The sequence below is a fragment of the Pseudogemmobacter sp. TB195 genome, assembly GCF_058313095.1.
The window spans coordinates 219,312-232,685 of record NZ_JBZEGG010000001.1; the positions used below are offsets into that span (position 1 = coordinate 219,312).

The following is a 13,374-nucleotide window of genomic DNA, read 5'->3' on the forward strand; positions in this document are numbered from 1 at the left end:
GGGATGCAGGAGAGGCGGGGCCGCAGCGCCCGGATGCAGGAGAGAAGCGCGAGGAACAAGGTCTCGTCGCCCTATGTGCTGCGCCGCATCGGCATTGTCAGTCTGATCGACGACGAATCCGTCGCCATCATCGAAAGGAATGCCGACCGGATCCTCGACGAGATCGGCATGGAATTCCGCGGCGATGCCGAGGTGCTGGAGATCTTCCGAAAGGCCGGCGCGCGGGTCGATGGCGAAAGGGTGCGCTTTGATCCCGGCTGGTGCCGCGACAAGATCAAAACCGCGCCGAAGGTCTTTACCCAACATGCCCGCAACCCGGGCCGGTCTGTGCAGATCGGCGGCGATGCACAGCTGTTTGCGCCCAGTTTCGGCCCGCCTTTCGTGCATGACATGGAAAAGGGGCGCCGCTATGCCACGATCCACGATTTCCGCGAGATCACCAAGCTGCATTACAGCCTGAATGCCGTGAACCACTCCGGCGGCGTGGTGGTCGAACCCGTCGACCTGCCGGTTCCCCTGCGCCATCTGCATATGGCCCATACCCATCTCACGCATTCCGACAAACCCTTCATGGGGGCCGTCACCGCCCCCGAACGTGCCCGCGACACGATTGAAATGGCAAAGCTCGCCATGGGGGCAGAGTTCGTAGACGCGAATTGCGTGCTTTATTCCGTGGTCAATACCAATGCGCCGCTGGTGCTGGATGAGACCATGCTCTGGGCGCTGAAGGAATATGCGCGGGCCGGTCAGGCCACGGTCGTCTCCCCCTTCGTGCTGGGGGGCGCGATGTCGCCGGTGACGGTGGCGGCAACTTTGGCGCAGGTGCTGGCCGAGGTCATGGCGAGCGTGGCGCTGATCCAGCTGATCCGGCCCGGCGCGCCTTCGGTCTTTGGCACGTTCTTTTCGCCGCTGAGCCTGCGCACTGGCGCGCCAACCTTCGGCACGCCCGAAGGCACCCAGTTCCAGATGTGCGCGAAGACGCTGGCGGATCGCCTCGGCCTGCCCTTCCATTCGGTCGGCGCGCTGACCGCGTCGAAAGTGCCCGACGCCCAGGCCGGATATGAGAGCCAGGCCCAGCTGATGGGCGCGGTGATGGCGGGCGTGAATTTCATCATCCATGCCACGGGCTGCCTCGAAGGCTTGCTCACCACCGGTTACGAGAAGATCGTGATGGATGCCGACCGCTGCGCCGCCATGGCGCGCTTCACGCAAGGCATTGATTTTTCAGAAGCCGCCCAGGCGATGGAGGCCTTTCACGAGATAGGCCCCGGCGGCCATTTCCTCGGCGCCGCCCATACCCGCGAGAATTTCGAATCCGCCTTCTGGCTGGGCGAGATGTCGGACAACGGCACTTACGAGCAATGGACGGCGGAAGGCGGGCTCTGGCAGCAGGACCGCGCATCGGCCCGCGCGAAACAGATCCTGCGCGATTACGAGGCCCCCGCGATGGACGACAGCATTCGCGAGGCGCTTGATGATTTCGTCGCGCGCCGCACATATGAGATCACGGGAGAGAAGGCATGACGCTCCACACCAGCTGGAACCTCGAGGAAACCGCCGCCCGCCGCGACCGCTATTATTCGGCCGCTTTGCGCAAATTCGTCCCCTTCCGCGAGCCGATGGTGTTTCGCCGGGGCGAGATGCAATATCTCTGGGACGAGGCGGGCCGCCGCTACACCGACCTTCTGGGGATGAATGTCTGCATCTCGGTCGGCCATTCGCATCCCGAAGTGGTCAAAGCCGCGATGGATCAGGCGGCAGAGCTGACCCATTGCACCACGATGTTCTATCATCCGGTGCCCGCGCATTTCGCCGAGGAACTGGCGGCAACCATGCCGAAAGGCCCCAGAGGCGATATCGAATGGGTGGTGCATTTCACCAATTCCGGGTCCGAGGCCATCGACCTCGCGATGGCGATGGCGCGGGGATATACCGGCAATCTCGATCTGATCGCGCTGCGCACTGCCTATCACGGCCCGACCTCTGCCGCGCAATCGGTGACCGGGATCGCGGGCTGGCGGCATCCGGGGATGCCCGGCAATGTCGCTTTTGTCGCCGAGCCGAACCAGTATCGCGGCATCTTCGGCGAGAATGCCGGCGCCGCCCCCTATCTTGATGAGATCGAGCGGGTGATCGAAAGCGCAACCTCCGGCCAGGTCGCCGGGATGCTGGTCGAAAGCGTCCAGGGCTATGGCGGCATCATCGAAATGCCGCCGGGCTATATGTCTGGCGCGGCCGAACGCATCCGTGCGGCGGGCGGGCTTTACATCGCGGATGAGGTGCAATCGGGCTTTGGCCGCACCGGCGATCATTTCTGGGGCTTCGAGGCCGACGGCGTCATCCCCGATATCGTCGTCATGGCCAAGGGCATCTCGAATGGCTTCCCGCTGGGCGCGGTGGTGGTGCGGCGTGAGATCGCCGAGCCGATGGCGGAACGCTTCATGTTCCACACCTATGGGTCAAACCCGACCTCCTGCGCCGCCGGGCGGGCGGTGCTGGAAATCCTGAAACGCGACCGCATGCAGGAGAATGCGAAAGAGGTCGGCGCCGCGCTGCTCTCGCGCCTGCGCGAACTGCGGCAGAAATATCCGGTTATCGGCGATGTGCGCGGTCGCGGCCTGATGCTGGCGATCGAAATGGTCTCGGACAGGGCGAAAAAGACCCCAGATGCCGAAACCACCGGCGCGGTGTTCGAGGCCTGCCGCGAGGCCGGGCTGATCCTGTCGAAATCGGGGCCGCACCGGTCGACTTTGCGGATGGTGCCGCCTTTGTGCCTGACACTGAAAGATGTCGATCAGGTCGCCGAGGGGCTGGACCGCGCCTTTGACCGCGCCAGACGCGGCTGACCACCATCTCGGGAAATTTTCTCTGTCACAGGGCCATATCCCGGGTCGAACAGAACAGATATGCCCAAAAACCGTGTATCCGGATAACAAACCTTCTGTCCGGCTCCAGGCTTTGGAATGTCCCTTAACCACCTGCGATGCGATAAAGCGCTGCAGGGAATGACGGAAACGCGCAGCCACTCCCATATCCAGACAGGACCATAGCAATGCTGACCGCCTCCCGCCTTTTTGCCGCTCTGATCACCTCTGCGAGCCTCGCGCCCGGCCTTGCCCTGGCCGAGAAACTGGTGATCCCGGATCCGAATTACGCCTCGGGCCGCGCCACCGCCTTCGCGGTCAAAGGCATCATCGAAGAGGCGCTCGGGCTAGAGGTCGAAACCGTGCCGGTCGCCTCGGTCCCGGTGGTATGGGAGGCAATGTCGCGCGGCACCGGCGAGGTCGATATCTGGACCGAGACATGGCTGCCGAACCAGAGCGCGCCCAAAACCAAATATGCCGATGAGGAAAAGCTGGTCACCGTCGGCGAGAAATCTTTCCCCGCCGTGCAGGGCTATTGCGTGCCGAAAGCCGCCGCCGAAAAGCACAATATCCGTTCGGTTTTCGACCTCGCGAATCCCGAGATTGCCGCGCTGTTCGATTCAGACGGCAATGGCAAAGGCGAGGTCTGGATCGGCCCGCAGGGCTGGCTGTCGACCAATATCGAGACCATCCGTGCCCGCGATTACGGCTTTGCCGAGTTTTTCGAGCTGCAATCGACCGATGAAGCCATTGCCACGGCGGGCCTCGATGCGGCGGTGAAAGCCGACCGCGCCTGGCTGGGCTATTGCTACGGCCCGCACCAGAATTTCGCGATTTATGATCTGGTCCTGCTACAGGAACCGGCGCATGACCCCGCGAATTTCGTGATCGTGCAGCCCGACCAGGACCCGGACTGGCAGGCGAAATCCCATGTTGCTTCGGCCTATCCCGAGACCACGGTGCATATCTCCTCGTCGGCCAATCTGGCGACGCGCGACCCGGCTTTGGTGACGCTGCTGCAAAACATCCAGCTCAGCGCCGATGATGTGAACAAATGGTCGCTGGAGATCATCAACGGCAAAGACCCGAATGAGGTCGTGAAGCCCTGGATCGAGGCCAATGCGGCGCAGATTGCCGCCTGGACCGCGCAGTAATCCATCATACTTTGCGCCTTCGGGGCCGGAGCGGCCTTGCCTCTCCGGCTTTCCGCTTTTCCGCCGCCCCCCGCGGCCAGTCAGACGGAACAGAACAGTGAGCGACCCCGTAATCGAACTGCGCGCGGTCTGGAAAGTCTTCGGCCATGACGCCCGGGCGGCGCTGGCCGGGGCAAAATCCGGCAAAAGCAAAGCCGAACTGATGGCCGCTTCTGATGCGGTGATCGGCGTGCGCGATGCCGGGTTTTCCGTCTCGCGGGGCGAGGTCTTTTGCGTCATGGGCTTGTCGGGCTCGGGAAAATCGACCCTTGTGCGGCTGATCAACCGGCTGATCGAGCCGACCGAGGGCGAGATCCTTCTCGAAGGCGAGGATATCACCCGTGCCAGCCCCGCGCGCCTGCGTGAGCTGCGATCTTCGCGGATCGGAATGGTTTTTCAAAGCTTTGGCCTGTTGCCGCATCGCACGGTGCGCGAAAACGTCGCCCTGCCGCTGGAGATCCAGGGCGCCACACCGCGTCAGCGTTTTGATCAGGCCGAGGTTGCGCTGGCAAAGGTTGGGCTGGCCGGCTGGGGAGACAGCCCTCCGACCGCGCTTTCCGGCGGCATGCAGCAGCGCGTCGGCCTTGCCCGTGCCCTGGCCGCCGACCCGCCGATCCTCTTGATGGACGAACCCTTTTCCGCGCTTGACCCGCTGATCCGCCGCCAGTTGCAGGACCAGTTCCGCAATCTCGCCCGGGAAATGGGCAAGACGGTGATCTTCATCACCCATGACCTTGACGAAGCCATCGCCATCGGATCGCGGATCGCCATCATGAAAGATGGCGAGATCCAGCAGATCGGCCGGCCGGAAGAGATCGTGACCCGCCCGGCCACCGATTTCATCGCGGAGTTCACCCGCCATGTCTCGCCCTTGCAGGTCTTGCGCGCGGGCACGGTCATGGAGCCACTGTCCACAATGCCGGAAGGTCTGACAGAGGATCCGGCGCGGGTCGATCAGAACACGGCGCTTGCCGCACTGACGACGCATTTCGCCACCAGCGACGCCCCGGTTCTGGTCTGCCGCGACGGCATTCCGGTCGGCCTTGTTCATCAAAAGACGCTGCTCGCCGCGATCAGCACTCAAGGGGAGGCCGCGCAATGACCCGACCGGATCCGCTTGTCGCCGAATTCGTACAGCGCGGCGCCGCGTTTTACAGCCGCGCATTCGCGCTGCTGGATGAAGAGGCCCGGCCGCGCCCGCGTTTCAACCCAATGGCGGCCCTGTTCGGCGCGTCCTGGCTTGGGGCAAGGTCGCTCTGGGCCGCTTTCTGGCCGGCGTTTTTTGCCACTGTCGCCAGTGTGGTCCTGCTGGCCATTGCAGTTCTCGGGGACCCCGGCGCTGATGCCCGCGCCAGGGCCGACCGACTTGAGGCACAATCGGCGGGCCGGCTTGCCGCTGCCGAAACCGCCATCGCCAGCGGCGACCCGCTGGGCGAGGGCATGAAACGTTCGGCCGAAGGCATCGCGAAGGCCGCCACAAATGCCCGGGCCGAGGCCGAAGCGGCGCAATCGCAATCCTTTGGCTATGGCCTCGCGGGCGGGCTCGGTCTGATCCTTGTGCATCTGGCGACCGGATTTCTGGGAACCATGCTGCTGAACCGGCGCTTCCGGCGCTGGCGGGCCGACCGCCGGCTCGGGCATGGGCTGCCGCCACAACGCGCCGTTTTCGCGGCCAGCCTGACCCTTGCCAGCGCAGCGCTCTCAGCCTGGCGGTTCGCCTTTACCGACCCTCCCGCCTGGCTGACCGGTTTCCCTTCCTCCCCCGAGATCTACAACGCCTGCGCGCGCTGGCTGGACCACGGCTTCAGATCTGCCGCCGACGGGCTGGGCGGCCTGTTTCGTGCCATCGCATCGGGCATCAACGCCATCCTCGCAGTGCTGGAACTGGCGCTCGTTGCCACGCCCTGGCCCGTTGTGATGGCCGGCGTGATCCTGATCGCCTGGCAGGTGTCCGGCCGCCGCGTCGCGATCTTTTCCGCCGCAGCCCTGGCCTATCTCGCGCTGTTCGGCTTTTGGGAAAAGAGCATGGCAACGGTCGCCCTTTTGGGAACCGCCGCGTTCCTCTGCGTCTTCTTTGGCCTGCCTTTGGGCATCTGGGCGGGTCGGGACCGCCGTGTCCTGACCCTGATGCGGCCGGTGCTCGATCTGATGCAAACCATGCCGGCCTTCGTCTATCTTATTCCGGTCATTGCATTTTTTGGGATCGGAAAGCCCCCCGGCATTATCGCCACGCTGATTTTCGGGATGCCGCCGGTGATCCGCCTGACGGCACTGGGGATCGCATCGGTGCCCGAAAGCATCCGCGAGGCCGCCCAGGCCTTTGGCGCCTCCCGCCGGTTCATGCTTTTTCAGGTCGACCTGCCCATCGCGCGCCCCTCGATCATGGCCGGCGTGAACCAGACGCTGCTGATGTGCCTCTCGATGGTGGTGATCGCCTCGCTGATCGGGGCGCGCGGCCTCGGCGAAGATGTCCTTTCCGCATTGCAATATGCGGCGGTCGGAAAAGGCGTCCTCGCCGGCCTCGCGATTCTGGCCTGTGCCATGGTGATCGACCGCATCGTCCAGGGCCGCAGCAAATGAGGGCGCAGCCGTCAGGAAGTACCGGCCCCGCCTCTGGCCCAGGTCATTTGTGAATAGCCCCATGTTTCATTCAGGCCTTCTTTACCGACCCTGAGACAAGGAGGCCAAGATGGGCAGGGGCGATTTTACTGACGCGTGCAGGCGCGATGCGGACGCGCAGATCACCGGGCGGCACGATCCGGTCGGCGCAGGCTCGCGAAGGCGGCGCCGAGAGGCACCGAGAAGGATGCCGGGATCCGGCGCCTCTGGCGATGCGCCTTCAATCGGTGTCGAAGTCTGGCCGGTCCGGGGAACCGACATCACCTGCGTCCGGAGGCAAGAAGGCAATGCCTGTCTCGCGCCTCACCACGGTCTCCCGGACCAATAGCGTCCCCAGGGCCCAATCATCGCCCCCTGTTTCCGGCGCGTGATCGGCTGGTCGCAGTAAACCAGATGTCGTTTTGCAGGCCCTGCCCATGGCTGTCTGGCGGCGCAAGCCGAAGAACAACCTGCTGTTTTATTGCGGCCAGCGCAGCCGGTTTACCAGTATAAACCGGGCAGAGTTGTCTCACGCGCCCATAATCCCGATCATTCCATGGGCCGCAGTGGCAACTGCCTCGGCAACACTGTCTCGGGGCCCTTTCAACCTGCTCTGGCGCGAACGGATCACGCGCAAACCTCTCCGGACCAGAGAATACGCCAGACAGGACGTGTTCGATTGAGGCGGAATGCTCTGCAACCCGAAGCGCAAACAGGCGAGGTACCGGATGCTGTCGCCCGCCGTGTCCGAACGGCCACAAAAGAGGAGACGCGAAGGCGTCCGGGAAAGCCGGGGCATCTGCCTGTCAACCGGACGGTGTTTGTTCACGCAGGCCCCACTGCCCTAACTGTCCTGTCTCGCGATCTCGGTGATCAGCACATCATTGACCATCTCACCAAGCACCGTTCTCGCTTGTTCCAGCAGGGCCTTGCGGAGGACAATAAGATTTGAAGAATCCGTGAAAGACCCCCGGAACCCCCCGGAATTCGCGTGATCGAACATGACCTGAAGAAAGGCGTCCTGCAGTTTTGGCTCGCGGGCAAAGACCATGTCAGACTGCCCTGCAACAATCTCCAGGCTCAGCGAGGCGGCGATCAGAGACACGATCCGCCCGCCCTCCATCACCGGCACGATGAACTGATTGTTGAGCCGCACAAACTCCACTTTCGCAGGATCAGGAGTGTCGCTCGCCTTGCGATCAGAACCTTCCTGAGCCAGGTCGCCCGCCGGTGCCACGCGCAGGAAATATCCGGCACCACCGCCGAGCGCGAGCCCGACCAGGGCAAGAAACAATGGGATAAGCAGCTTTTTCATGGTCAGAACGGCAGCAGAATATCGGTGATCTGCTGCCCGTAGCGGGGCTGCTGAACATCCGTGATCTGACCTCTGCCACCATAGGAGATCCGCGCCCCCGCGATCTTGTCATAAGTGATTTCGTTCTGGCGCGAGATATCGGTCGGCCGCACATAGCCCGTGACGATAAGTTCGCGAAGTTCGTTATTCACCCTTACCTCCTGTTGCCCCTCGATACGCAGAACGCCATTTGCCAGTTGTTCGACCACCGTGGCTGCGATGCGGAGGGTCAGCTTCTCCGACCTCGACACGTCACCACTGCCAGAAAATGTCGATGAAGAGCTGGTATCGACCGCGTTCCCCATCGTCGCACCGGCGGGAAGCTTTTCGTTAATCCGCTGCGGGATTCCGAAAAGCTGCGGGATCCCCATTTTTTGCGCGCCGGTGCGCGACCGCCCGGTCGAATTCGAGATCTCGGCGCTGTCGTCGATTTCGATCACGACCGTCAGGATATCGCCCCGCATTGCAGCACGCCTGTCGCCCAGGAGAGATTCCGAACTGGCGTTCCAGAGAGAGGAATCATAGGCCACGCCGGAAGGGGTTGTCGTCAGGGGCATTGGCGTCGAATAGATCGCGTGATGCTGGTAGCTGCCCTCCAGCGGGCTGAATTCAGGGGCTTTGCCGACCTGAGAAAGGTCGCCGCACCCCAGCAGAGCGAGGGGCGACAAAAGAATGAATGGGTATTTCACGGAAATCCTCCGACCAGGATCTGACCATCGGCACCGATGCGGCCCGAAACGGTGGTTTTTGACGCCAGGTTCATGACGCGGATCATCTCCCCTGCCCCTCCACGGGCAAGCGCGCGGCCTTCGGCTCTGATCACAAGCCCGCCTGCCCGGTATTCCAGCGCAACGATTGCGTTGCGCTCGATCAGGGCAGGAGGACCGATATCGCTTCCCCTGACAGGCCTGCCGGCATAAATGGCAACGCGGGTCTCCTGGCCGATGGCCTCGGCAGGCAGTGTGAGGGCGCCACTGATACTGGTCGCAACCTGCATCAGATCGCCTGGTGCAATGATGGTCTGCGCCGGCAGATTTCGGGCCGCGACAAGGCTTTCGGCGCGGGCTGCACCAGCCTGGATCAGGATGGGCAGGATAAGTAGTGCAAGGCCCCGCCGCATCAGCGCAACTGCGTCGTTGCGCCGAGCATCTGGTCGGCGGCGGTGATGACTTTCGCATTCAGCTCATAGCCGCGCTGTGCCTTGATCAGATCGGTAATCTCGCGCACCGCATCGACGGAGCTTTCCTCGAGATAGCCCTGGCGCAGCGTACCGAGACCTTCGGTTCCGGGCTCGTTCACAATCGGCGGGCCGGAGGCGGCGGTTTCAAGAAAGAGGTTCGAGCCGATGGCCTCCAGCCCCTTTTCATTGGTGAAATCGGTCAGCGTGAACTGGCCCAGAAGCTCGGGTTGGACACGGTCGCTGAAATAGGCCCAGACCTCTCCGGCCGCATTGATCGCAACCGAGCGCGTTTCGGGTGGGATGGTGATCCCCGGGACCACCGGATAGCCGTCGGAGGTCACGATCTGCCCATCCGCCGAGCGCTTCAGCGCGCCATCCCTGGTATAGCCCGAGACACCCGAGGGCAGCTCGACCTCGAGATAGCCATTGCCGTCGATGGCGACATCGAGGTCGCCATTGGTCTGCGAAAGCGAGCCTTGCTGCAAAACGACTGAAACCGACGAAGGCCGCACGCCGAGGCCGATCTGAACCCCGGTCGGCAGCATGGTGCCATCGCTGGCCGAGACCGTGCCGGGGCGGGTATATTGCTGGTAATGCAGATCCGCGAAATCGGCGCGCCGCGCATTGTAGCCGGTGGTCGACATATTCGCGAGATTGTTCGAGACCACATCGACCTTCATCTGCTGGGCTGACATGCCGGTCGCGGCGATATGGAGTGCTTTCATCGTCTCACCTATTGACCAAGGGTCTGGATGACGTTGCGGGCACGGCTGTCCTCGGCTTCGAGGAATTTCTGCCCCATTTCATAGATGCGCTGCACCTCGATCATGCGGGCGATTTCCGCCACCGGGTTCACGTTGCTCTCTTCGAGAAAGCCCTGCATGATCTTGCCGGTAGCGACCGGCTCCACCATGCCGCCGTCAAACAGCGTGCCGGAGCGGTGGCGCAGCGCCAGTGGATCGCCGGGCTGCCAGAGCCCGATCTGCCCCACCGCCTCGCCATTCGCGGAGATGGTACCATCCTCCCCCACCGCGATCACAGCACCGGATGGCACGAAAACCGGGGCGCCGCCGGCATCCAGCAGCTGATAGCCCTCGGGGCTGACAAGCTCGCCATCGACCGAAGGTGTGAAGCTTCCGGCGCGGGTCAGGCGTTCCCCTTCTGGCGTCATGACAAGGAAAAAGCCATCGCCCTGGATCGCGAGGTCAAAAGTACCGCCGGTCATCGTCACACCTGCCTGGGTAAGATCAGTGATCCGCGCATTGCCATGGCTGAGCGAGAGCGAAGGTTCCCGGTCAAGCCGCGCCACGTGTTCGGCAAAGACAAGACCCTCACGCCGGAAGCCGTTTGTCGAGATATTGGCAACGTTGTTTGCTACGATCTGCATTTCCCGCATCAGCCCGGATTGCCGGCTGAGCGCGACGTAACCTGCGGAATCCATGATCAGCCCCCTTCGATCAGCGGGATGATGACGTCACCGTAAAGCGCCGTCATCGAACTGGTCATGAAGCCCATCGAGATCCAGAACGCTGCCAGCATCGCCGCCAGTTTAGGGACAAAAGTCAGCGTCATTTCCTGCACCGAGGTCAGCGCCTGGAAGAGGCCGATCACCACGCCCGTCACCAGTGCCACCACAAGGATCGGAGCGGATATCTTCACCCCCACCCAGAGCGCCTGGCGCAGCACATCGAAAAAGGCGGCCTCGGTCATACCGGCATCCTCAGAATTTCCTGATAGGCCTCGACCACCTTGTCGCGCACCGTCGCCACCGTCTCGACGGCAAGCTGCGACGAGGACAGCGCTTCGACCAGCGCATGCGGGCTGGCCTTCCCGGCCATCGCGTCGCGGGCCGTGATTTCGTGACGCATCAAGGTATCGGTGAACTCGCCCGCAACCGAAGCAAAGCTCAGACCGCTGCCGGAGCCAGGCGCTGCGGCCGTTCTGGCCTGCGCGTAATGTGCTGCGGCAAAAGAAGTGTTTACATCCATTCTGGTGTCTCCTAGCGGCGCAGAACTTCAAACAGGCTCTGCATCATCTGCCTTGCCTGATCGAAGAGTCTGACATTTGCGTCGTAACTGCGCTGCGCCTCGCGGGCGTCAGCGATCTCGATCATCAGATCCACATTGGACCCGTTGTAATATCCGGCCTCATTGGCCATCGGATGGCCGGGGCTGTAAATCTCGGGGAGTTCGCGCGGATCGAGGCGGACCTTTCCGGCCCGAACTGTCCCGCTTTCGACCACCTGGTCAAAGCTGATCACCTTGCGGCGATAGCCTGGCGTATCGGCATTCGCGATATTCTCGGACACATGGCGCAACCGGTTGGCCTGGGCCTCCATCCCCGAGGCGGAGGCGGCGAGTGACGTGGTCAGATCATTCATCCTGTCAGCCCCTAACCATTGCGACCGAGTGAGGCGCGGATAACGCCCGAGGTTGCGCGATAGATCGCCAGGGCCATTTCATGGTCCTGACGGGCGGTGGCCGATTTCACCATCTCCATTTCGATTGAGACATCATTGCCATTGGGCGCCTCGCTGCCGCTGCCGGCAATGATCTCGCCACGCGCCGCATCCGCCCCTTTGGCGAAATGGCCGGGGCGCGTCGCGCGCATGTCGGGTTCACTTTTATAGACATCGGCAAATGGCCGAAGGTCATGTGCCCGGTATCCGGGCGTATCTGCATTGGCGACGTTGCGGGCAATGACATCCATGCGCGATCCTGCATGCGATGCCAGCGCCTGTGCCATTCTGGTCAGTTCAAGTTTCGCGAACACCGGGGTTCTCCCTTTGGATGCGGTTTCCCTCATCTGCTTCACCAAGGTTTAAGGGTGATTCCTTTAGAAACCGTAATTGGCGGAACAGGGGGCTCCGGATGGCATTCGCATTTGATTCACTTCGTGCAGAAATCGCCGCGATCTCTGCGGTGCGAGAGGTGGGCCGTATCACCGGGAACACGATGGGAAGCCTTGTTGTCAAAAGCTTACACGGTGCCTCCCCCGGCGACCGCGTGCTTGCAGGCGCGGTGCAACTCGGCGGCGAAGTGATCAGTGTCTCGGAATCAGGCGCCCTGATCCTGCCCGAAGGTGAGACCGGCGGCCTCGGGATCGGCAGCCGGGTCGAACTGGTCGGAAAGGCCGAGCTTGCGCCCGATTCCTCCTGGCTGGGCCGGATCGTCGACCCGCTGGGCCGGCCGCTTGACGGACGCCCCCTGCTGGCGGGGCCAGAGCGACGGCCGATGGTCGCCAGCCCGCCAGACCCCGCGTATCGGCGCGGCTTTGGCGCGCGGCTCTCGACCGGGGTCGCGGTGTTCGACACGCTGCTGCCGCTTGTCCGGGGGCAGCGGATCGGGCTTTTCGCGGGATCCGGCGTCGGAAAATCCTCGCTGCTGGCGCGGTTCGCGCGCGGGGTGCAGGCGGATGTGGCGGTGATCGCCCTGGTGGGGGAACGCGGTCGCGAACTCAGGGAATTCACCGATAAGGTGCTTGGGCCGGAGGGAATGGCGCGCTCGGTCGTCGTGACTGCAACCTCGGATCAGTCGCCGCTGATGCGCAAACGCTGCCTCCTCTCGGCGATGACCGTGGCCGAGCATTTCCGCGACCTTGGCAAACATGTGCTGCTTCTGGTCGATTCCGTCACCCGCTTTGCCGAAGCGCATCGCGAGGTTGCGCTGGCCTCGGGCGAGGTGGCCTCGCTGCGCGGCTATCCGCCCTCGACCGCCCATGCGCTGATGTCTATATGCGAACGGGCGGGACCGGGTATCGAGGGGTCCGGCGATATTACGGCAGTGTTTTCAGTGCTGGTCGCCGGGTCGGATAGGGAGGAGCCGATCGCCGATATCATTCGCGGCACGGTGGACGGCCATGTCGTGCTCAGCCGCGAGATTGCCGAGCGCGGCCGCTATCCGGCGGTGGATCTGTTGCGTTCGGTCTCGCGCAGCCTGCCCGGCGCCGCGACTGAGATGGAAAACGAGGTGATCACCGAGACGCGCAGGCTCTTGTCGGCCTATGACCAGGCCGAGATGATGATCCATGCCGGGCTTTATGTCGCCGGAAGCGACCCGCAGATCGACCGCGCGATCCGGCTTTGGCCGGGCCTTGATGGCTTCCTTGCTGAGCCCGCGCCGCCAGGCGGCAATAAGGCGAGTTTCGAGCGGTTGCAGATCCTCCTGAAAGCGTGAGGGGCCGGGA

General features: G+C 63.2%; 15 protein-coding genes. 6 read left to right on the forward strand and 9 right to left on the reverse strand.

Annotation, left to right across the window (positions count from 1 at the left end):
* Positions 1–3: 3 nt before the first annotated feature.
* The 5 genes from AC4FS3_RS01075 to AC4FS3_RS01095 all read left to right on the forward strand — a co-directional run bounded on the left by AC4FS3_RS01075 (position 4) and on the right by AC4FS3_RS01095 (position 6,637).
* Positions 4–1,524 carry a trimethylamine methyltransferase family protein gene (locus tag AC4FS3_RS01075; protein ID WP_491018985.1) on the forward strand — a complete coding sequence of 507 codons (1,521 nt, stop codon included), beginning with the start codon at positions 4–6 and terminating at the stop codon, positions 1,522–1,524.
* Positions 1,521–2,846, forward strand: a complete 1,326-nt coding sequence (locus tag AC4FS3_RS01080) for an aspartate aminotransferase family protein (RefSeq protein ID WP_198835689.1) — start codon at positions 1,521–1,523, stop codon at positions 2,844–2,846. Before AC4FS3_RS01075 ends, AC4FS3_RS01080 begins: the two co-directional genes overlap by 4 nt.
* Positions 2,847–3,052: 206 nt before the next feature.
* Positions 3,053–4,018 carry an ABC transporter substrate-binding protein gene (locus tag AC4FS3_RS01085; RefSeq protein WP_491018986.1) on the forward strand — a complete coding sequence of 322 codons (966 nt, stop codon included), beginning with the start codon at positions 3,053–3,055 and terminating at the stop codon, positions 4,016–4,018.
* 97 nt (positions 4,019–4,115) lie between these two features.
* On the forward strand, positions 4,116–5,159 hold the full coding sequence (locus AC4FS3_RS01090; RefSeq protein ID WP_491018987.1) for a quaternary amine ABC transporter ATP-binding protein: 1,044 nt from the start codon (positions 4,116–4,118) through the stop codon (positions 5,157–5,159).
* The gene (locus AC4FS3_RS01095; protein ID WP_491018988.1) at positions 5,156–6,637 is read left to right on the forward strand and encodes an ABC transporter permease; all 1,482 of its coding nucleotides are present in this window, start codon (positions 5,156–5,158) and stop codon (positions 6,635–6,637) included. Before AC4FS3_RS01090 ends, AC4FS3_RS01095 begins: the two co-directional genes overlap by 4 nt.
* Before the next feature lie 862 nt (positions 6,638–7,499).
* On the opposite strand, the gene AC4FS3_RS01100 is transcribed toward AC4FS3_RS01095, so the two are convergent.
* Genes AC4FS3_RS01100 through AC4FS3_RS01140 form a run of 9 tightly spaced genes read right to left on the reverse strand, consistent with a single transcriptional unit; the run spans position 7,500 to position 11,961 of the window.
* Entirely contained in the window at positions 7,500–7,970 is a 471-nt protein-coding gene (locus tag AC4FS3_RS01100; protein WP_491018989.1) for a flagellar basal body-associated FliL family protein, read from the reverse strand.
* 2 nt (positions 7,971–7,972) lie between these two features.
* Positions 7,973–8,698, reverse strand: coding sequence for a flagellar basal body L-ring protein FlgH (gene flgH, locus AC4FS3_RS01105; RefSeq protein WP_491018990.1), 726 nt, complete (start codon positions 8,696–8,698; stop codon positions 7,973–7,975).
* Positions 8,695–9,129, reverse strand: a complete 435-nt coding sequence (gene flgA / locus AC4FS3_RS01110) for a flagellar basal body P-ring formation chaperone FlgA (RefSeq protein WP_491018991.1) — start codon at positions 9,127–9,129, stop codon at positions 8,695–8,697. The genes flgH and flgA overlap by 4 nt, the downstream gene beginning before the upstream one ends.
* A complete protein-coding gene (gene flgG, locus AC4FS3_RS01115) occupies positions 9,129–9,914 on the reverse strand; it encodes a flagellar basal-body rod protein FlgG (protein ID WP_491018992.1) in 786 nt (261 codons plus the stop codon). The genes flgA and flgG overlap by 1 nt, the downstream gene beginning before the upstream one ends.
* A gap of 8 nt (positions 9,915–9,922) precedes the next feature.
* On the reverse strand, positions 9,923–10,630 hold the full coding sequence (locus AC4FS3_RS01120; RefSeq protein WP_491018993.1) for a flagellar hook-basal body complex protein: 708 nt from the start codon (positions 10,628–10,630) through the stop codon (positions 9,923–9,925).
* A 2-nt stretch (positions 10,631–10,632) separates the two neighbouring features.
* Positions 10,633–10,899, reverse strand: coding sequence for a flagellar biosynthetic protein FliQ (locus AC4FS3_RS01125; RefSeq protein WP_491018994.1), 267 nt, complete (start codon positions 10,897–10,899; stop codon positions 10,633–10,635).
* Entirely contained in the window at positions 10,896–11,177 is a 282-nt protein-coding gene (gene fliE / locus AC4FS3_RS01130) for a flagellar hook-basal body complex protein FliE (protein WP_198835678.1), read from the reverse strand. Before fliE ends, AC4FS3_RS01125 begins: the two co-directional genes overlap by 4 nt.
* Positions 11,178–11,188: 11 nt before the next feature.
* Positions 11,189–11,569 carry a flagellar basal body rod protein FlgC gene (gene flgC / locus AC4FS3_RS01135; RefSeq protein WP_249496090.1) on the reverse strand — a complete coding sequence of 127 codons (381 nt, stop codon included), beginning with the start codon at positions 11,567–11,569 and terminating at the stop codon, positions 11,189–11,191.
* Positions 11,570–11,580: 11 nt separating this feature from the next.
* Positions 11,581–11,961 carry a FlgB family protein gene (locus AC4FS3_RS01140; protein WP_491018995.1) on the reverse strand — a complete coding sequence of 127 codons (381 nt, stop codon included), beginning with the start codon at positions 11,959–11,961 and terminating at the stop codon, positions 11,581–11,583.
* A 98-nt stretch (positions 11,962–12,059) separates the two neighbouring features.
* Between AC4FS3_RS01140 and AC4FS3_RS01145 the strand changes: the two genes are divergently transcribed.
* A complete protein-coding gene (locus AC4FS3_RS01145) occupies positions 12,060–13,364 on the forward strand; it encodes a FliI/YscN family ATPase (RefSeq protein ID WP_491018996.1) in 1,305 nt (434 codons plus the stop codon).
* Positions 13,365–13,374: the final 10 nt, after the last annotated feature.